Source organism: Streptomyces sp. NPDC046727 (assembly GCF_040645635.1).
Lineage (GTDB): Bacteria > Actinomycetota > Actinomycetes > Streptomycetales > Streptomycetaceae > Streptomyces.
On sequence record NZ_JBEYYR010000067.1, the window covers coordinates 1 to 19,752 of the forward strand.

Annotated in this window: 16 protein-coding genes and 1 pseudogene; 10 read left to right on the forward strand and 7 right to left on the reverse strand. The window is 71.2% G+C overall.

The features are described from left to right. Positions 1 to 160 precede the first annotated feature (160 nt). The 4 genes from ABZ937_RS41775 to ABZ937_RS41790 form a co-directional block, all read right to left on the reverse strand. Entirely contained in the window at positions 161 to 2,215 is a 2,055-nt protein-coding gene (locus ABZ937_RS41775) for an acetate--CoA ligase family protein (protein WP_361700637.1), read from the reverse strand. 1 nt (position 2,216) lies between these two features. Next, on the reverse strand, positions 2,217 to 2,408 hold the full coding sequence (locus tag ABZ937_RS41780) for a ferredoxin (RefSeq protein ID WP_361239287.1): 192 nt from the start codon (positions 2,406 to 2,408) through the stop codon (positions 2,217 to 2,219). A gap of 96 nt (positions 2,409 to 2,504) precedes the next feature. Further along, positions 2,505 to 3,800 carry an NADH-ubiquinone oxidoreductase-F iron-sulfur binding region domain-containing protein gene (locus ABZ937_RS41785; protein WP_361700640.1) on the reverse strand — a complete coding sequence of 432 codons (1,296 nt, stop codon included), beginning with the start codon at positions 3,798 to 3,800 and terminating at the stop codon, positions 2,505 to 2,507. Beyond that, entirely contained in the window at positions 3,797 to 4,231 is a 435-nt protein-coding gene (locus ABZ937_RS41790) for a hypothetical protein (RefSeq protein WP_361700642.1), read from the reverse strand. The genes ABZ937_RS41785 and ABZ937_RS41790 overlap by 4 nt, the downstream gene beginning before the upstream one ends. A gap of 537 nt (positions 4,232 to 4,768) precedes the next feature. On the opposite strand from ABZ937_RS41790, the gene ABZ937_RS41795 reads away from it, so the two are divergent. The 8 genes from ABZ937_RS41795 (at position 4,769) to ABZ937_RS41830 (ending at position 13,775) form a co-directional block, all read left to right on the forward strand. Beyond that, positions 4,769 to 5,962 (forward strand): aromatic ring-hydroxylating dioxygenase subunit alpha, encoded by a 1,194-nt coding sequence (locus ABZ937_RS41795; RefSeq protein ID WP_361700644.1) that lies wholly within the window; start codon positions 4,769 to 4,771, stop codon positions 5,960 to 5,962. Between the two features lie 171 nt (positions 5,963 to 6,133). Then, positions 6,134 to 7,258, forward strand: a complete 1,125-nt coding sequence (locus tag ABZ937_RS41800; RefSeq protein WP_361700647.1) for a spermidine/putrescine ABC transporter substrate-binding protein — start codon at positions 6,134 to 6,136, stop codon at positions 7,256 to 7,258. Positions 7,259 to 7,365: 107 nt separating this feature from the next. Continuing rightward, entirely contained in the window at positions 7,366 to 8,202 is an 837-nt protein-coding gene (locus tag ABZ937_RS41805; protein WP_361700650.1) for an ABC transporter permease, read from the forward strand. Next, positions 8,199 to 9,080 carry an ABC transporter permease gene (locus tag ABZ937_RS41810; protein ID WP_361700653.1) on the forward strand — a complete coding sequence of 294 codons (882 nt, stop codon included), beginning with the start codon at positions 8,199 to 8,201 and terminating at the stop codon, positions 9,078 to 9,080. The genes ABZ937_RS41805 and ABZ937_RS41810 overlap by 4 nt, the downstream gene beginning before the upstream one ends. A gap of 3 nt (positions 9,081 to 9,083) precedes the next feature. Beyond that, entirely contained in the window at positions 9,084 to 10,163 is a 1,080-nt protein-coding gene (locus ABZ937_RS41815) for an ABC transporter ATP-binding protein (RefSeq protein WP_361700655.1), read from the forward strand. Between the two features lie 27 nt (positions 10,164 to 10,190). After that, positions 10,191 to 11,513 carry an NAD(P)/FAD-dependent oxidoreductase gene (locus ABZ937_RS41820; RefSeq protein WP_361700658.1) on the forward strand — a complete coding sequence of 441 codons (1,323 nt, stop codon included), beginning with the start codon at positions 10,191 to 10,193 and terminating at the stop codon, positions 11,511 to 11,513. Then, a complete protein-coding gene (locus tag ABZ937_RS41825) occupies positions 11,506 to 12,939 on the forward strand; it encodes an aminobutyraldehyde dehydrogenase (RefSeq protein WP_361700661.1) in 1,434 nt (477 codons plus the stop codon). The genes ABZ937_RS41820 and ABZ937_RS41825 overlap by 8 nt, the downstream gene beginning before the upstream one ends. 311 nt (positions 12,940 to 13,250) lie before the next feature. Next, entirely contained in the window at positions 13,251 to 13,775 is a 525-nt protein-coding gene (locus tag ABZ937_RS41830; protein ID WP_361700663.1) for a hypothetical protein, read from the forward strand. A gap of 118 nt (positions 13,776 to 13,893) precedes the next feature. On the opposite strand, the gene ABZ937_RS41835 is transcribed toward ABZ937_RS41830, so the two are convergent. Then, positions 13,894 to 14,493, reverse strand: coding sequence for a GNAT family protein (locus ABZ937_RS41835; protein ID WP_361700666.1), 600 nt, complete (start codon positions 14,491 to 14,493; stop codon positions 13,894 to 13,896). A 238-nt stretch (positions 14,494 to 14,731) separates the two neighbouring features. Next, positions 14,732 to 15,649 carry an NADP-dependent oxidoreductase gene (locus ABZ937_RS41840; RefSeq protein WP_361700669.1) on the reverse strand — a complete coding sequence of 306 codons (918 nt, stop codon included), beginning with the start codon at positions 15,647 to 15,649 and terminating at the stop codon, positions 14,732 to 14,734. A gap of 462 nt (positions 15,650 to 16,111) precedes the next feature. On the opposite strand from ABZ937_RS41840, the gene ABZ937_RS41845 reads away from it, so the two are divergent. Continuing rightward, the gene (locus ABZ937_RS41845; protein WP_361700671.1) at positions 16,112 to 16,678 is read left to right on the forward strand and encodes a dihydrofolate reductase family protein; all 567 of its coding nucleotides are present in this window, start codon (positions 16,112 to 16,114) and stop codon (positions 16,676 to 16,678) included. A gap of 333 nt (positions 16,679 to 17,011) precedes the next feature. Here ABZ937_RS41845 and ABZ937_RS41850 read toward each other — a convergent pair. After that, positions 17,012 to 17,200: pseudogene (locus tag ABZ937_RS41850) on the reverse strand (DnaB-like helicase C-terminal domain-containing protein); the annotation flags it as partial. Positions 17,201 to 17,460: 260 nt separating this feature from the next. On the opposite strand from ABZ937_RS41850, the gene ABZ937_RS41855 reads away from it, so the two are divergent. Beyond that, positions 17,461 to 19,743, forward strand: coding sequence for an MMPL family transporter (locus ABZ937_RS41855; protein WP_361700674.1), 2,283 nt, complete (start codon positions 17,461 to 17,463; stop codon positions 19,741 to 19,743). Positions 19,744 to 19,752: the final 9 nt, after the last annotated feature.

Sequence of the window (19,752 nt, forward strand, 5' to 3'; positions counted from 1 at the left end):
GGAGAACGCGGCACAGATGGGGTCCGGCGGTCGTCCTCACGACCGCCTTTGTCATGGCCGTGGGGGCGCGGGGGGGCCCCGGCCCCCCGGCCCCCCCGGCGCCCGGGGGCGCGCCCCGGGGGGGGGCGGCCCGGCGCGGGGCGGGGGGGGGGAGTGCCGGTCAGGCGAGTACGGCTCGGGAGTCCAGGGCGAGGACTCCGTGGGGGCGTACGAGAAGGGGGTTGACCTCGATCTCGGCGATCTCCGGGTGGGCGGCGGCGAACGCGGTGATCGTCTCGACGGCCGCCGCCGCGGCGGCGATGTCGACGGGCGGGCGGCCGCGCACTCCGTCGAGCAGGGCGGCGGTGCGCAGTCCGCGCAGGAGGTGCAGGGCGCGGTCGGCGGGGACGGGCGCGAGGCTGAAGGCGACGTCGTGCAGTGCCTCGGCCAGCACTCCGCCGAGGCCCACCATGGCGACCGGGCCGAAGCGCGGGTCGCGGTTGACGCCGACGATCAGCTCGATGCCGTCGGTCAGGTCCGCCATGGCTTCCATGGAGTAGGCGGAGGCGCCGAGCCGGGCATGCATCTCCAGGAAGGCTGCCAGCAGTTCGTCCGGTCCGGCCAGGCCCAGTGCCACGCCGCCCGCGTCGGACTTGTGCAGCACATGGAGGGCTTTGAGGACGTAGGGTCCGGTGAACTCCTGGGCGGCGGCCAGCAGTTCGGCCTCGTCGTGAATCTCGCGCGCGACCGGGAAGGCGAGTCCGGCTTCTTCGAGGGATCGGCGGGTCTCCATGTAACCGCTCTCGCGCAGGGGGGACGCGGGGGGCGGAAGCGGTGTGACGGCTGCGCGCCGCGCGCCGGGTGCCGTCGCGGCGAGGGCGCGGGCGGCGTCCTCGGTGGCGGCGAAGACCGGGATGCCGGCTGCGGCGAGGGTGCGGCAGCTGGGAGACTCGGGATACATGGACTGCACCACGACCGGTTTCGCGGTGGCGCGGTGCCGGGCGGCGATGAGACGCGCGGCCTCCTGCTCCCCGTCCGCGAGCACCGTGCCGCCCCCGCCGAGCCCGCCTTCGGCGGCCGCGTAACCGCCGAAGTAACCGGTCATCAGGACGGCGTCGACCTCCTCGGCGGCGAGCAGCGCGGCGACGGTCTCCGCGTACGAGCCGGGGTCCTGCTCGCCCATCCCGGCGAGGTCCACGGGGTTGGCGACCGCGGACTGTTCCCACAGGGCGTTGCGCAGCTGTCGCCGGGTCGGCTCCTGGAGTTCGGGCACGGTCAGGCCGGCCGCCTCGACGGCGTCCGCCGCGATGACGCCGTGGCCGCCGCCGTCGGTGAGTACGGCGACCCGGCGGCCGGACGCCCGGCGCGCACTGGTCAACGCGGCCAAGGAGACGGTGAGTTCGCGGGGAGTGGCGACCAGTTCCACACCGGCGTCGCGGCAGGCCGCGGTCACCACGTCGGCCGAGGTGGTCAGCGCGCCGGTGTGCGACTGGGCGCTGCGCGCGGAGGCGTCGCCGCGTCCGGCGGTGAGCAGCACCACGGGCTTGCCGGCGCCGGCGGCCGCCTCGGCGAAGGCGCGGCCGTCGGCGAAGTCCTCGGCGTAGACGGCGATGGCCCGGGTGCCCTCGTGCCGGGCGCAGTCGGCGAGCAGGTCGACGAGGGTGACGTCGGCCTGGTTGCCGAGGGAGACGAAGCGGGAGAAGCCGAGTCCGTGCGGGGCGAAGCGGAGCTGGAGTTCGAGGGCGAGGTTGCCGCTCTGGCTGAGGAGCGCGACCCCGCCGGGGGTGAAGGTGTCGGAGGCGAGGAAGAGGTCTGTGGTGTTGTCGGCGATGCCCAGGCAGTTGGGCCCGACCATCACGGCACCGGCGGCACGCACGCGTTCGGCGACGGCCTGCTGGCGGGCCCGGCCCGCGTCACCGGTCTCCGCGAAGCCGGCGGTGATCGCCACGATGGCCCGCGCGCCGCACCGCAGGGCCTCGTCGACGGCGTCCTCGAAGCCCGCGGCGGGCACGGAGACCACCGCCAGGTCGACGGGTTCACCGATGGCGCTCAGGCTGGGCGCGGCCAGGCGGCCGAGCACCGTGCCGCCGCGCCGGTTGACCAGGTGCACGGGGCGGCGGCCGTTCGCGCGGACGGCCTGCGCGGCGATGGCGTGGCCGTATTTCGCGGGGTCGTCGCTGGCTCCGACGACGGCGACGGAGACGGGGTCGAAGAGGGCCGACAGGTCACGTCCCATCTCACTTCACCAGCCGCAGCGCGGAGTTGGGGCACGCGGCGACGGCCGCTTCGGCGACGCCCTCGCCGCCGTCGGGCACTTCGGTGGCGCGCACCTGCGCGTAGCCCCACTCATCGAGGTCGACCAGCTCGGGCGCGGGTTCCTGGCAGAGGCCGTAGCCCTGGCAGCGGGTGGAGTCCAGCAGGAGTTTCATGGTGCGTTCCTTTCGGTGTGGCGGGGTGAGGGTGCGTGGCGGGGATACGGAGGCGGCTGAGCGACCCGGATGCGGCTCACGGGGGCCGGACGCGGCTCAGGGCACCGGCACCGTGAAGCGGCGGCCGTCCTCGGGTGCCGCGCCGGCACAGGCGCGGCAGGCGGCGCGGCGGTGGGCGTCGACGCGGTCGGGGAAGTGGGCGAGGAGGGTGGCGACGATGCGGGCGCCGGCGTCGAGCAGGCCGCAGGCCCCGCGGCCGGGCAGTTGCCGTGACCAGCGGTGGAGTTGGTCGGCCGAGTCGGCGCCCGCCCGGCCGCGGGCGAGGCTGGTGAGGGTGCGGGCCAGCGCCCCGGTGCCGGCGACGCACACCCCGCACTGTCTGGCGCTCTGCGCCGCGAGGTAGGCGGCGGCCTCGCCGGCCACGCCGACCGGGCAGTCGTCCGGGTGCAGGAAGTGCAGCGCTCCGCAGCCGAGGGCCGCGCCGGCGGAGCGCAGGCCGTCGTGGTCGAGCGGCAGGTCCGTCCAGCCCGGGCCGTGCAGGCCGCCGAAGAGGCCGCCCAGCAGGACTGCCTCGGCTGTGCCGTGCCCGCACAGGTCGGCGAGGACCTTCAGGTGCGTACCCGCGGGCACCTCGGCCAGCGCGGGCGCGACACCGGCACCCGCCCGCGCACCGGCACCGGCACCGGCACCGGCACCGGCACCCGAGAGGGTCACCAGATGGGTGCCGGCGACGGCGAGCGCGGCCTCGGGGCGCGAGTAGATCAGCGCGATGCGTGCCAGTGTCTCCACGTTGGCGACGAGGGTGGGCGCGCCGCCGACTCCGCTCTCGAAGGGACGCGGGGGTTTCGCCGTGGGCAGCGCCGGGCCGCCGTCGATGCGTCGTACGACCGCGGTCTCCTCCCCCGCGACGTAGGTGTGCTCCGTGCGGACGACGTCGATGCGCAACCTGGGGGGACACTCTGCGAGTGCCCGGTGCACGGCCCGCTCGGCGGGCTCGTCGGAGAGGTACACGCAGCCGCGCTCGGCGCCGGTCATGGCCGCGACCAGGCGGATGCCGTCCAGGACCGTGTGCGGCCGGTGCCGCAGCAGCCAGCGGTCCTTCACCGAGCCCGGCTCGCCCTCCTCACCGTTGGCGACGACGACGGCCCTGCCCGGTGCGTCGCGGACGGCACGGATCTTGACGGCGGCGGGAAATCCGGCGCCGCCACGGCCGCGCAGCCCCGCAGCCGCGATGCGGTCGAGCAGCCGGTCGGGCGCGGTCAGCGGTGCGTAACCGCCCGCGGCGAGGTACCGGGAGACGTCCTCGCTGCCGCCGGACAGCCAGGCGCCGGACAGCAGCGGGGCGAGGAGTCCTGGCCGGCCGTCGGGGAGGAGGGAGAAGACGCCGGTCATGCGGTGCTCCTGGGATCGGAGTGGCTGTGGCTGGAGAGGCCGGTGTTGTCGCTGGTTCTCAGCCGCGCCAGCGCCCGTTCCAGATCGCGCCGCTGTGTGGCCGTACGCGCGTATCCGGCCCCGGGGAGGCCGATCAGCATGCGGTGGTGGTCGAGGACGACCTCGCCGGCCAGCAGCGCCGACCGCGGGTCGGTGGTCGTGGGTCCCGTCGCGGCCTCGACGACCAGGTCGGTGACCTCGCGGAGGTAGCGCAGCCAGCCGTGGTGCGTGCCGCGCAGCACGAGCCGCTCGACGCGGTGCCGCTCGGCGGCCACGAGGTCCGCCGGGGGGTGATCGTCCGCCCGGGCGCGCAGGGCGGCGACCGCGGCGGGCAGTTCCTGTTCGGGCTCCGGCGTGAGGCCGAGCCATACGAGACTTCGGCGAGCGCTCATGCGTGCCTCCGGGGTCGCACCGTTTCCGGGTGCTCCGGAGACGGGGTGGCGCGGCGATGGTGCGGGCGGCCATGGCGGGGACGGAATGCTCACCGCCGTGACGAGCCGGGCGGGGAGCCGTGCGGGGTGACCGGCCGTGACCGGGCACGGCGTGGACAGAGGTCGACGGGGGGTGGACGGGGACAGCGACGGGTGTCCGGATCCGAGCGGGGCGCACGGCCGGCGCTGTCCACCGGCCGGGTCCGTGGTGGCCGGATCTGGGCGGCCGATGGGGGGCGGACGGTGGTCCGCGGGCTTGCGGAACGTGCCCGGGGCGGCCGTCTGCGAGCCCGGGCCTTCCGCCTGCCACGAGACTAACTAACTAATTAGTCAGGCCACAAGTCTTGACTCGATCCGGCCGCCGCCGCACTCTGACTAACCAATTAGTCAGCCGGATCCCGGCAGGTCCGCCACGCCTTTCCCGGCGTCGTACCCGCCGCCCGTTCCGGCCACAGCCTCACCGCTCATCGCCGCCGCCGCGGCGCGGAGGAGGACCCCATGCATCCCTCGACCACACGGGCAGCCGACCCCGTCTCCCCTGCCCCGCCGGAGCCGCCCCCGGAGCATCCCGGAGAGGCCCTTCCGGCCCGCTACTACACCGATCCGGCCATCGCCGAGGCCGAGACCGACCGGATCTTCGCCAAGGCCTGGCAGCTCGTCTGCCACGAATCCGACCTCCCCGGACCCGGCGCCCGGCTGACCGCCACCGCGGCCGGCCGCGAGGTGCTCGTCGTCCGCACCGAGGACGGCAGCCTCGCCGCCCACCTCAACGTCTGCCGACACCGCGGAACCCGCCTGGTCACCTCCCCCGAGCCGGCCGGCAAGGCGATCCGCTGCCCGTACCACGGCTGGACCTACAAGCTCGACGGACGCCTCGTCGGCGCTCCCGAGGCGCGCCGCATCCCCTGCCTGGACAAGCCCCGGCTCGGACTGCACCCCGTCAACGTGGAGTCCTTCCTCGGCTTCGTCTTCGTCAACCTCGACATGGAGGCGACCCCGCTCGCGGAGACCTGCGCCGGGCTCGCCACGGCCGTCGGTCGCTACGCCGGCCCCGCCCTCGTACCCGTCGGCAGGCACCGCATCCACGACCTGGCGGGCGGCGAGGAGCAGAACGCCAACTGGAAGGTGATCGTCGACAACTATCTGGAGGGCTACCACGTCCCCGTGGCGCACCCCGCGCTGATGCGGCTGCTGGACTACCAGGCGTACACGGTGGACGTGCGGGAGAACTACGTCCTGTTCGAGTCACCGCTACGCGACAAGCCCTCCTCGAACTGGACCGAGCGGCTCTACCAGCGGCTCGCCACCCCGATGCCCGGCCTGACCGAGGCCGACCGGCGGGTGTGGCGCTACGCCGTGATCTATCCGAACACGCTGATCGACTTCTACCCTGACCACGTGCTCGCGTGGACCGCCCTGCCCACCGCCCAGGACCGGGCGGCGATTCCCGGCGGCTTCTACACCCGGCACGGGGAGAGCGTCCGCACCAGGCTGGCCCGGCGGCTGAACATCCACATCGGCTGGGTCACCAACGACGAGGACGCCGAGCTGGTGGAGCGCGTGCAGGCCGGACTGCGCACGCCCGGGTTCGAGCCGGGTCCGCTGTCCCAGCGCGAGGCCGCGGTCGGCTGGTTCGCCCGCCGGGTCCGGGACGACCTGGCGGGGGACGACCGGGAAGGGGCCGCGCAGTGACGTCCTCCCGCGCGCCGTACACCGTCCGCCCCGGGTCGGACTTACCCCTCCCCCGCTGACGCGCGCACGCACCTCCCCAGACCGGCCTTCACTACGGAGTCAGGGCCTCCGTGAGCCGACCAGCCGGTCCAGCCCTGGAGTTGTGCCGTTCCTCGACGGAGAGGACGTTCCGTGTCCCCCGAGGTACCCCCACCCACCCGACGCGCCGTGCTCCGGGCAGGCGCCTGCGGCCTGCTCGGCGCCGCGGCAGGCGGCTGCGGGTTCATGCCCGCGAAGAAGCCCGACGCCCGGCAGCTCGCCCCGGTCAAGGCGCGCGTCGACGGCGATCTCGTCTACTTCAACTGGGCCGACTACGTCGACCCGTCCGTGTTCAAGGGTTTCGAGAAGGAGTACGGCGTCAACGTCGTCCAGTCGAACTTCGACTCCATGGAAGGCATGGTCGCCAAGCTCAACGCCGGCAACCGCTACGACATCATCTTCCCCAGCGCCAAGTGGGCCCAGCGCCTGGTGCACGGCGGCCGGCTGCGTCGTATCGACCACTCCCAGCTCACCCACTCCCACGCGGTGTTCGGCACGTACACCTACTTCGCCGACCCCTGGTACGACCCCGGCTCCGCGCACACGGTCCCCTTCACCGCGTACAAGACCGGCATCGGTTGGCGCCGCGACAGGATCGGCGAACTGACCGGATCCTGGCGGGACCTGTGGAGCGACAAGGCCCGGGGCAAGGTGTTCCTGCTCGACGACCGCGACGAGGTCCTCGGCATGGGCGCCCTCGAACTCGGCCTGGGCGTCAGCACCGGGAACACCGGCGACCTCGACCGGATCACCTCCCTGCTGAGCACCCTGCGCCCGCGGCTGCGGGGCTTCTCCAGCGACAGCTACAACAATCTCCTCAACGGCAACGCGGTGATGACCCAGGCGTGGAGCGGCGACATGGCCGCCATGCTCAACCAGGCCAAGGACCCCTCCGTGTTCGGCTTCCAGGCCCCCAGGGAGGGCACGCCGATCAACTCCGACTGCTACGCCATCCCCTGGAACGCCCCGCATCCGGGCACGGCGATGCTGTTCATCGACTACATGCTGCGGCCGGAGAACGTAAAGAAGAACATCGAGTACATCGGATACCCGATGCCGGTGGCCGGCTCCGAGAAGGTCTACGCCCAGCTGGTCGAACCCTTCCCCGAGTGCCTGGTCACCCAGGACGACCTGAAGGCGGACCTGTTCTTCCGCAACGGCGGCCGCGCGGCGGAGGACGCCCGCGACACCGCCTGGACACATGTGAAGGCGGGCTGACCATGGCAGTGATCCGCCCCTCCTCACGCCCTCGCATCCGCCCTTCCTCACGCACCCGCACCCGCTCTTCCGCACGCACCCGCCGCCGGGACACCGCCGGAAACCGGATGTGGGTCTGGTTCATGCTGCCGGGCACGCTGTGGATGACCGGCTTCCTGATCGCCTCGCTGGTCCTCGTGGCCGTCCTCGCGGTCGGCACCACCGACGACCTCGGCAACCCGCGCTTCGGCTTCGACCTGTCCGCCCTGCGCGCCCTCGCCGACCCGGCCTACACCGAGGTCCTGGCCCGCTCCCTCGGCTACGCCCTGCTGACCTGCGCGATCTGCCTGCTCATCGCCTACCCGGTGGCGTACACCATCGCCCTGCACGGCGGCCGGTACAAGCACGCCCTGATCGCCGCGATCGTGGTGCCGTTCTTCGCCAACTACCTGGTCCGCATGTACGGCTGGTCGGTGGTCCTCTCCGACGACGGCCCCGTCCTGCGCGCCCTGCGCGCCGTGGGACTGGCCGACGGAAGCACGAAGATCCTCAACACCGGCGTCGGCGTCGTCGCGGGACTCGTCTACGGCTTCGTCGTCTTCATGATCATCCCGCTGTACGCGGCCCTGGAACGGCTGGACGTCTCCCTCATCGAGGCCGGCCGCGACCTGTACGGCGGCCCGGTCCGCACCTTCTTCTTCGTCACCCTGCCCGCCACCCGGCAGGGCGCGGCGGCCGGACTCGTGCTGGTCTTCCTGCCCGCCATGGGCGACTTCGTCAGCGCCCAGCTCATGGGAGGACCGGACCAGATCATGATCGGGAACCTCATCCAGGACAAGTTCTTCCAGGGCCAGAACTGGCCGCTGGGCTCCGCACTCACGATGCTGCTGATGCTGGTGCTGCTGATCGGGATGTTCGGCTATCTGCGGCGCACCCGCAAGGACGAGGCGGAGGCCCGCCGATGACCCTGCTGAAGCTCCCTTCCACCGCCGCCGCGGCCCGTCCCGCCGCCCGGACCCGCTCGCGGCGCGGCCGCGCCGACCGCAAGCCACGCATCCTCGTCGCGGTCACCGGGCTCTTCTTCGCGCTGCTCTACCTGCCCATCGCCGTCGTGGCCCTTTACTCCTTCAACTCCAAGAAGTCCCTGACCGTCTTCGGCGGGTTCAGCCTGCGCTGGTACCGGGCCTTCGTCCACGACGACGTCATCATCGCGTCGTTGGGCACCAGCCTGCGGATCTCCCTGGTGGCGATGGCCGGTTCGGTCGTCCTCGGGGTGGCGCTCGCGCTCGGCCTGGTCCGCTGCCGCACCCGGCTCGGCTCGCTGGCCGGGCTCGTCATGCTGGTGCCGTTGATCACGCCGGAGATCGTCACCGGCGTCGCCTCGATGCTCCTGTTCAAGGGCCTGGGCGTGGCCCTGTCCACCGGCACGGTGATGCTCGCCGAGATCACCTTCTCCATCTCCTACGTCACCGTCATCCTCCGCTCCCGGGTGGCCGCGCTGAACCCGGAGGTGGAGGAGGCCGCGATGGACCTCGGCGCCACCCGCTGGCAGGCGGTACGGCTGGTGACGCTGCCGGCCCTGCTGCCCGCCGTACTGGCCAGTGCCGTACTGATCTTCGCGCTGGTCTTCGACGACTTCGTCCTCGCCTACTTCACCACCGGCGTCGATCCCCAGCCGCTGTCGGTGCGGATCTACTCGGCGATCCGATTCGGCGTGCAGCCCACCATCAACGCGGTCGGCACGCTGATGCTCGCGGGATCCATCGGCCTGATCGCCCTGGCCCTGTTCATCCCGCGCCTCTTCGGCCGCCGCGGCGGCCTCGACATCCTCTCCGGGGAGTGACTCATGGACGCGACCGAAGCGACCCCGGCCGTCCGGCTCGACGGCGTCTCCAAGCAGTTCGCCGACTCCTACGCCGTGCACCGCCTCGACCTCGACATCGAGGCCGGTCACTTCTTCTCCCTGCTGGGCCCCTCCGGCTGCGGCAAGACCACCTCGCTGCGCATGATCGGGGGGTTCAGCGACCCCACCGAGGGTTCGGTGCTGCTGGCCGGTGAGGACGTGACCGCGCTGCCGCCGAACAGGCGGAACGTCAACACGGTCTTCCAGAGCTACGCGCTGTTCGACCATCTGAGCGTCGCCGACAACGTCGGCTTCGGTCTCAAGCGCAAGGGCGTCGGCAAGGCGGAGATCCGCCGGCGCGTCGGCGAGATGCTGGAACTGGTCCAGCTCGCCGGCCTCGCCGACCGCAAGCCCCGTACGCTCTCCGGGGGCCAGCGCCAGCGCGTCGCCCTCGCCCGTGCGCTCGTCAACCGCCCGGCCGTCCTCCTCCTCGACGAGCCGCTGGCCGCCCTCGACCTGAAGCTGCGCCGCCAGATGCAGGTGGAGCTCAAGCAGATCCAGCGCGAGGTCGGCATCACCTTCGTCTTCGTCACCCACGACCAGGACGAGGCGCTGACCATGTCCGACCGGATCGCCGTGATGAACGAGGGCCGCATCGAACAGTGCGGCACCCCCGAGGACGTCTACGAGCATCCCGCCACCCGCTTCGTCGCCTCCTTCATGGGCACCTCCAACCTGATGAGCGGCACCTACCGGGGCGGCGAGGTCACCCTGGACCAGGGGCCCGCCCTGGCGGTCGGCGCCCGCACCGGCATCGCGGACGGCACCGCCGTCAGCGTGTCCGTGCGGCCCGAGAAGATCTGGCTGTCGGACTTCGAAACGGGCATGTCGATGCTGAGCGGTGTCATCCGTGAAACCGTCTACAGCGGCCCGACCACGACCTACCTGATCGAACTCGCCCCCGGCGTCACGCTGTCCGTCCTGGAGCAGAACACGGCCCGGGCCCGCATGGAGGACCGCTGGAGCGGCGGCGAGACGGTGGAGTTCGGCTGGCGGCCCGAACACTGCCTGGTCCTGGCCTGACCCCACTCCACGACGAAAGCGAAGCTCATGCATCACGACGTGATCGTGCTCGGCGCCGGTCTCGCCGGGCTCGCCGCGGCCCGGGACCTGGCCGTCGCCGGCACCGACGTGCTCGTCCTGGAGGCCCGGGACCGCGTCGGCGGCCGGGTCGAGCAGACCCGGGCACCCGACGGTCGCACCGTCCAGCTGGGCGGGGAAGTGGTCGGCCACGGGCACACCGCCTATCTCCAACTCGCCAAGGAACTGGGCCTGGAACTGGTCCCCAGCTATGTCGCCGAGCCCGGCCGGATCACCCGTGCCACGCCGGAGGGCCGCTCGGCCGGCGATCCGCCGCACTGGTTCGGCCCCGGGGACGGGCTGGTGCACGAGCGGCTGGGCGCGGAGTTCACCGCGCTCGCCGCCACCGTCGATCCCGACGACCCCTGGTCGCATCCGGACGCGGCCGCCCTGGACCGGCTGTCCGTGGCCGACTGGCTGCGCTCCCGGCACGCCTCGCCGGCCGTGGTGCGCCTGTGGGACATCGGTCAACTCGCCCTGGCGGGTGGCTCGTACGAGCGGATCTCGCTGCTGGCCGCGCTGCGCAAGAGCGCGGCGGTCCCCGGTCACGGCGGCACGGGCGACTACGACTACGACGACTGGGAGGGGCTGCGGCTCGCGGAAGGATCGGCGACGCTCGCCGAGGTCCTCGGCCGCGAGCTGCGCCCCCGCGTCCGGCTCGGATCGCCCGCCGCCGCCCTGGACGTACGCCCCGGCCGTTGCTCCGTCCGCCTGGTCACCGGCGAGATCCTCACCGCCGGCGCCGTGGTGAGCGCCCTGCCCGTGGGACCGCTGCGGGATCTCGCCATCAGCGGCGTGAGCGAGGCCCGGCTCGCCTCGTTGCACCGGCAACGCCAGGCGGTCGCCGCGAAGTTCGCCGCCGTGTACGACCGTCCCTTCTGGCGGGACGACGACCTGAACGCCCTGTCCGAGACCGAGGGCCTCCTTGGCAGCACCTGGCCGCAGAACGAGGGCATCCTGTCGGCGCTGATCCCGCCCGAGCGGTACGGCGTGCTGCTCGGCACCCCACCCCAGCTACGCACCCCCGAGCTGCTCGCCGAGATGGCCGGCATGTTCGGCGACGAGGCGCTCCGGCCGACCGCCTGCCATCTGCGGCTGTGGGGCACCGACCCGTGGACCCAGGGCTACGTCACCCAGTGGCCGCCGGGCGAGGTCATGGCCGTCGGTCCGCTGCACGGCACCCACGAACCGCCGTTCTACGTCTGCGGCTCCGACCAGTGGGTCGCCGGATACATGGAGGGCGCCGTCCGCACCGGCCGTGCCGCCGCCGAGGAGGCCTTGCACCGTGGCTGACACCGTACGGCTCACGACCGTCCTGAACCACATCGACGGCAAGGAGGTACCGGCCGCCTCCGGTGCGGTGCTGCCGCTGATCGACCCGGCAAGCGGACAGCGGCACGGCACGGCCCCGCTCTCCGGCGCCGAGGACGTGGACGCTGCCTGCCGGGCGGCCGACGAGGCGTTCCACGGCTGGTCGGTGACGACGCCGGCGCAGCGGCAGACCGCGCTGCTGCGCATCGCCGACGCCCTGGAGCGGGAGGCGGACGCGCTGGCGAGCGCCGAGGTGACCGACACGGGCAAGCCACGCGCTCTCTTCCTGGCGGACGAACTGCCCGCGCTCGTGGACGTGTTGCGGTACTTCGCCGGAGCGGCCCGGAACCTTCCGGGCGCCGCGGCCGCCGAGTACACCCCGGGCCGCACCTCCGTCCTGCGCCGCGAGCCGGTCGGTGTCTGCGGCCAGATCACCCCGTGGAACTACCCCCTGATGATGGCCGTCTGGAAGGTCGCCCCCGCGCTGGCCGCCGGCAACACCGTCGTCCTGAAACCGTCCGACACCACGCCCTCCTCCGCCGCGCTCCTCGCCCGGCTGGCCGCCGAGCACCTGCCGCCCGGCGTGCTCAACGTCGTGTGCGGCGACCGCGACACCGGACGGTCCCTCGTCGCCCATCCGCGGGTACGGATGGTCGCCGTCACCGGGAGCGTCCGCGCCGGCCAGGAGATCGCCGCGGCGGCGTCCGCCGACCTCAAGCGGCTGCACCTCGAACTCGGCGGCAACGCACCGGTGCTGGTCCACGAGGACGCCGATCTCGCTGACGCAGTCGAGCAGTTGTCGTCGCTGGCCTTCTACAACGCCGGGCAGGACTGCACGGCCGCCACCAGGGTCCTCGTCCACGAGCGGATCCACGACGCCTTCCTGGACGCCTTCGCCGGCCGGGCGGCACAGCGGGTGCCCGGCGCGCCCGACGACGAGCACGCCGACTTCGGACCGCTGGCCAACGCCGCCCAACTCGCCACCGTGCGCGGTCTACTGGAGCGCCTGCCGGACCACGCACAGGTCGTCACCGGTGGCACGCCGGTGCCCCGGCCGGGCTACTTCCACCGAGCCACGGTGGTGGCCGGGGTCCGGCAGGAGGACGAGATCGTACGCAGCGAGGTGTTCGGCCCGGTCGTCACCGTCCAGCCGTTCGCCGAGGAAGCCGAAGCCCTCCGCATGGCCAATGCCGTTCCTCAGGGGCTGGCCGCGAGCGTCTGGACACGTGACTACGACCGGGCCATGCGCGCGAGTCGGGCACTGCACACCGGCATCGTCTGGGTCAACACCCATGGCACGACAGTCTCGGAGATGCCACACGGCGGAGTGCGTCACTCCGGCTACGGCAGCGACCTGTCCCTCACCGGCCTGCTCGACTACACACAGGTCAAGCACGTCATGTTGTGAGGGGCGGTAGGCCACGCCGCACCGCCTGACGGTGGCTGGATCGGACATCTGACAGGTGTTCGTATCTCGCGACACTCAGGGCTGGGCAATCCGCCCCTCCCTTTCCCGCCTTATGGAGCGTTTAGCCCGTATTTCAAATTATTTGGATTGATACCGACTTCGGGTTGAGTGGGTCTGCTGAGGTGGCCGTGGCTATGCGTCCCGAGGAGACCGCTTCGCCGCCGGAGCCCGGGGCGGAGACCAACTACGGCTCCCATCCCGCCGCAGTCCATCCGGCCGTCTCATCGGACACCGACTCCCAGGGGGGAACCGTGGAAAACACTGAGTGCCAGCCGCAGCCCGACCAGGAGCAGGACCTCGCTCTCAAGAACGCCATCGAGGCCGCTTACCAGGGCAAGGGCGCTTCCCACGCCCAGCCTTCCGGTGCCACACCACAGGCATCCGCCAGCGCGGAGGACCCGCAAGTCGGCCACGGTGTCCTTCTGCTGAAGGCCGCCGGCGTGGCCTCCGCGGAACTGATCGCGCACCGCGACACGTGGGAGTGGCTCGCTGCCCTGGCCGTCGACCACAGCCACTTCGGCACCCCGCCTGCCGTGGAGGACTTCAAGGAGGGCCGCGTCCGAACCGTCCTGTCCGGTCGCTCCCTCATCGCCCTGCTGATCGAGCTGTGGAACACCCGCTCCACGGCCACCCCGCTGGAGGGCGACTGGGCCATGGCCGTGACCTCCTACAACCGCATCGCGTCCGAACTCACCGACGTCACCGGACAAGGCGATGCCGTTCGCATCGTCCTGGACGACGGCCTCCCCCACGAACCCCACGAGGCCGGCGCCTGATCAGCACTGCCTGCCGACGAACAGGCGACGGCCGCCCGGATCGACCGGCCGGCCCCTATCGACTCGCCAGCACCCGAGCCCGAGCTGAAGAACCCGCCAAGGTCAGCTGATACGGGCATTAACCCGACGGCCCGTCGCCCCTCACGGGCAGCGGGCCGTCCCCACCGCCCTCCCATAACGACACCGGCTCCGTATCCGTTGCCAGACGTGCATGGAGTTCCACGTCGAAGCGGACACCGTCGTATTCGAGCTTCTGTCGTTGCTGTCCTTCCACCGCGAAGCCAGCGGCGCGAGCCACACCGCACGAGGCGGGATTGTTCACCCGGTGCCCAAGCTCCAGCCGGAAGAGTCCCGCATCGTCGAAAGCCCAGCGGGCCACAGCACAGCAGGCACGGGAAGCTATGCCCCGGCCACGAGCCGTCGCCGTCGTCCAGTAGGACACCCATCCAACGGCATGACGCCGATCCACCGAGCCGACACACACCTGGCCGAGAACGAGGCCACCACCATCGACGACGGCGAAGGAATAGGCGGAATCCGCAGCCCACTGGTCACCACGAGCCGTTATCCACCGCTCGGCAGTCTGAACAGAATCAACCGGCTCGATGGACTGTCCGCGCATGAGTGGATCCGCGAACGCGGTCATCACCGCCCAGGCATCCGCAGTCGTCCATCTCCGCAACACCAGGCCAGAGGGAGCATCTACACGATCGCGCACGACGAGAGTCTTCCTCGGCAGGCATCGCCTTGTCACGTCCGTTTTCGCCGCAGTGGCCCCCTCAGGGAGCCGGACTCCTGTCAGGAACTGGGCCAGTCTCCATCACAGTCAGCGCTTTCTTGGTTTCTCACGGCCGTATCACCATGATCAGTCTCAAGTCCGTGGCATTTCCTCGCCCGACACCGGGAAGGTCAGCGGTCGTCCAGCCCACCACCGCTGTTGGCCCATTCCAGGGCGCTCAGGGGCGCACGCGAATGACGGTCTTGCCCTTGCGCCGCTCGGTCGGGTTGAGCGCAGGGACGGCGTCGTCGAGGGTCGCGACGGTTCCGATGTGTGTGCGAAGGCGCCCGTCCCGCACCCGGTCGACGATCTCCACCAGCTGACTCGGAACGGACTCGACGACGAAGTCGACCGCCAAGCCGTCGACAGGGCGAGCCTCAACAGGCCCGACCACCGACACCAGCGTCCCGCCAGGCCGGATGATTCTCGCCGAGCGCCTTTGGACGTCAGCGCCGATGACATCGAAGACCACGTCGACCCCGCCGATGTCGTCGAGATCCTCGGTGGCGAGGTCGAGGAACTCGTTCGCGCCGAAGTCGAGCGCCGCCTGGCGGTCCGCCGCCCGCCCGGTACCGATGACGTAGGCGCCGAACTCCCGGGCGAGCTGCGTAACCACAGACCCGACTGCGCCGGCGGCGCCGTGTGCGAGGACGCTCTGCCCCGCCTGAAGACGACCGTGCTGGAACAGACCTTGCCACGCGGTCAGGCCGGAGATCGGCAGGCTCGCACCCACCGTGAAGTCGACGTTCCCCGGCAGCGGCGCCAGGTTGCGTGCCTCCACGGCCGCGTACTCGGCCAGGGTTCCATCGCGGTGCCAGTCCGTGATCCCGAACACCCGCTGTCCCAGCGAGAGCCCCGTCGTGCCGTAGCCGAGGGAGGTGACCACTCCGGCGAACTCGTGGCCGATGATCGCCTGGGCTCGATCGCGACCGGCGCGATCGACCCACGTCGAGGGCCACTCCCACTCCGCGGGGACGAAGCCCGACGCATGGACTTCAACGACGACGTCGTTGATCGCCGGCGTCGGCTCAGGCCGCTCCGCGAGTGTGATCCCGGCTGCTTCCGCGGCCGGATCCGTCGCGACGATTGCCTTCACTGGTACCTCCGTATATCTCGTGCTCGCCGGCTCTGTGCGCCACCCAAGCCATGGAGTGGGCTGATTGGCCCGCAGAGGAACGGCAACAAGATCCGTCACCACAGACGGATGGACCACTGAAACGCGTCGAGTCCCACCGGAGCTCGACGAGCACCACACACCCAGGGCAGCAACACCCACCTACGCGCTAGTCTCACGGCGATGTCGTAGACGACATCGGTACGACACGGCTCGTGCGACGTTCTTGGCCGTCTCACCGCCTTGTCACCCATGATCAGTCTCAAATCCGTGGCATTTCCTCACGAGGGCGAGGTCGAGATCAGGCGGCTTGCCCGAGTCGGCCGAGTACACGACGCTGAGCCCCGAGCCCGAGGACCACCGGCGAGCCCAGATCGCGCACCGATGAGTTTCCCGCGCCGCGCTGGTCCATACGCCGGACACCCACGGACGGAAGGCTGCGCCATGCGGAAACTGATCTACGGAATGAACCTGACCCTGGACGGCTACATCGCCGCGGCCGGCGACGACATCGGCTGGAGCGGACCGCCGAGCGACGAGCTGTTCCAGTGGTGGCTCGACCACGAGCAGGCGAGTGGCCTGTCCCTGTATGGGCGCAAGCTATGGGAGACGATGAGTTCCTACTGGCCGACCGGCGACCAGCAGCCGGGCGCCACCCCGGCGGAGATCGAGTTCGCGCGGAACTGGCGGAACACGCCGAAGGTGGTGTTCTCCTCGACGATCGACAAGGTCGACTGGAACACCCGCCTGGTCACCGGCGACGCGATCGCCGAGATCACCCGGCTCAAGGCCGAGGACGGCGACCCGATGAACATCGGCGGCGCAACGCTCGCCGGGGCGGCCATGCGCGCCGGGCTGATCGACGAGTACGTGATCGCCGCCCATCCGGTCCTGGTGGGCAGCGGCACGCGGTTCTTCACCGCGCTGGACAGCTGGGTGAACCTGAACCTGGTGGAGACGCGGACGTTTCCCGGCGGCGTGGTCCTGACCAGGTACGAGACGAGGCGCTGAGCAGCAGTACCCACGCGCTGGTCCCACGGTGATGTCGTATCGGTACGACACGGCCCGTGCGATTACGACATCAGCCGCGAGACCCTACAGGTCAGGTGTCGGGTCTCGCGGCTCGCGTCGGACGTCGGTCTCGTGACCTGCAGGTCTGTCCGCTGTCTCACGTCGTGTCGGCCGCTCGGCGTCTCGGCTTCGTGTCGGAAATCGCCGTCGCCGCCGACCGTGTCAACGCCACACCCCGCTGAACTGCGGTGTCTCCCTCGCGGTGTCGGATCCGACTTCCGTCCGACATCGACCGTGAGATTCCGACACGGGAAATGAGATCCCACATCAGGGCTATGTCTGGGCCATGTCGACGAAGCGGGAGTAGTGGCCCTGGAAGGCGACCGTGATGGTGGCGGTGGAGCCGTGCCGGTGCTTGGCCACGATCAGGTCGGCCTCGCCGGCACGAGGGGACTCCTTTTCGTAGGCGTCCTCGCGGTGGATGAGGATCACCATGTCCGCGTTGTCCTCAAGGGCCCCTGAACGCCGATGCCCTCGCCGAGTGCTGACGGGCCCGCCGGCCGGGCCCGGCTGCCGCCCCGGAAGAGATGCCGTGGCCGCGCTTCTTCGCCCCGCGGTCATCCTCAGGTATGAGAACGGCGTCCTCGTCTCGCACGAGGACGGTCCCTTGCCTGCTGCACGGCCACGAGGACCAGGTCACGGCACCGGCACGATGCTCCGCCGGCACCTGGAAGGACAGCCTGGGTACCTACCTGAGAACGCACTTTGGAGAGACCTTTCTCGTGGCTACCTTCCTGTACCGACTGGGCCGGACGGCCTTCCGGCGGCGCTGGCTCGTGACCCTGTTGTGGGTGGTGGTCCTCGGCGGTGTCGGCCTCGGCGCCGCCAAGGCCCCGGCCGCCAGTGACGACGGCACGTCGTTCATGCCCGGCATCGAGGCCCAGAAGGCGTTCGACCTCATCGGTGAGCGATTCCCCGGCTCGGACGCCAACGGCGCCAACGCCCGCATCGTCTTCATCGCCCCCGGCGGGGAGAAGGTGACGGCCGACGAGAACCAGGCCGCCATCGGCGAGCTGGTGTCCACGGTCGCCGAGGGCACACAGGTGGACAGCGCCGTCGACCCTTTCAAGGCCCACGCGGTCAGCAAGGACGCCTCGACCGCATACGCCACGGTCAACTACAAGGTCAAGGCTGACGACCTGAGCGAAGCCAGCAAGGACAGCCTCGAAAAGGCCGTCGCCCAGGCCCGCGAAGCGGGGCTCACGGTGGAGGTGGGCGGCACCGCTCTCGCCTCGCAGCCAGCCGCAGGGGGTCCGGCCGAGGCGATCGGCATCGTCCTCGCCGCCGTCGTCCTGCTGATCACCTTCGGCTCCCTGGCCGCGGCCGGGCTGCCGCTGCTCACCGCCGTCATCGGCGTCGGTGTCAGCATGTGCGCGATCCTCGCTCTCGGCAGCGCCCTGGGGCTGTCCATGACCACTGGCACGCTCGCCTCGATGCTGGGGCTCGCGGTCGGCATCGACTATGCACTCTTCGTCGTCTCCCGCTACCGCGAGGAACGCGCGAACGGACACGACCCGCGGGAAGCGGCGGGCTTCGCGGTCGGCACGGCCGGTTCCGCCGTGGTCTTCGCCGGTCTGACCGTGATCATCGCGCTCGCCGGCCTGTCCGTGGCCGGCGTGCCGATGCTGACCAAGATGGGTCTGTGCGCCGCCGGAACGGTCGCCATCGGCGTCCTGGTCGCCCTGACCCTGGTGCCCGCGCTGCTCGGGATGTGGCCGAACGCCGTCCTGTCCCGTAAGGCCCGCAAGCCCGGCAAGCGGGACGGCGGCACCGGGCGCCGCTCCGGGACCGCCGGCAGTTGGGGGACCCGGTGGGCGTGCTTTGTGATGAGGCGACCCGTGGCGGTCCTTCTGCTGGGCGTGACCGGTCTGGGAGCCCTGGCGCTGCCCGCCACTCAGCTGGAGATGGGCATGCCCGGCGCCGAGGCGAAGCCCACGTCGACGACGGAGCGACGCGCCTACGACGCGTTGGCCCACGGCTTCGGTGCGGGTTTCAACGGACCGCTGACCATCGTCGCCGACGTCAAGGGAGCCGCGGACCCGCAGGCGGCCGCGGCGACGATGGCCGAACAGATCAAGGACACCGAAGGAGTCGTGTCCGTCACGCCTCTGCGGTTCAATGAGGCCGGGGACGCCGCGCTCTTCTCCGCGGTGCCGGCGACCGGCCCGAACGAGGAGGCCACGAAGGACATCGTTCAGACCATCCGGGCGGAACGTCCCAATCTGGAGGCGGACACCGGCGCGACGTTCGAGGTCACCGGCAGCACGGCGATGAACATCGACGTCGCACAGGCCCTTCAGGACGCCCTGGTGCCCTACCTGGCCGTCATCGTGCTGCTGACCCTGCTGCTGCTCCTGATCGTCTTCCGCTCGATTCTCGTGCCCATCAAGGCGGCTCTCGGATTCCTGCTGTCGGTACTCGCCTCGCTCGGGACGGTCGTCGCGGTCTTCCAATGGGGCTGGGGCGCCGAACTGCTGGGCGTGGAGCAGACCGGCCCGATCATGAGCCTCATGCCGATCTTCCTGGTGGGCATCGTGTTCGGCCTGGCCATGGACTACGAGGTCTTCCTCGTCTCCCGCATGCGCGAGGCGTACGTCCACGGTGAGCGCCCCGGCCAAGCCGTGGTGAGCGGCTTCCGGCACAGCGCCCGCGTGGTCGGCGCCGCGGCCGTGATCATGATGGCGGTGTTCTCCGGCTTCGTCGGGTCCGGAGAGTCCATGATCAAGACGATCGGGTTCGGTCTCGCTGTCGCGGTCCTCTTCGACGCCTTCGTCGTCCGCATGGCCCTGGTGCCCGCCGTACTCGACCTGCTGGGGGACAAGGCATGGTGGCTGCCCCGGTGGCTCGACAAGGCACTGCCCCGAGTCGACGTCGAGGGCGCCGCACTCACCTCCCAGACGCAGGCATCCGCTGCGACGGGCCACCCGTGGATGGAGGCGGGCCGAGCAGCGGTTCCACCCGTGATCCACCCCGGCTCCGATCTCCCGGCCTGCGGATTTCCGTAGCTTCGAAGG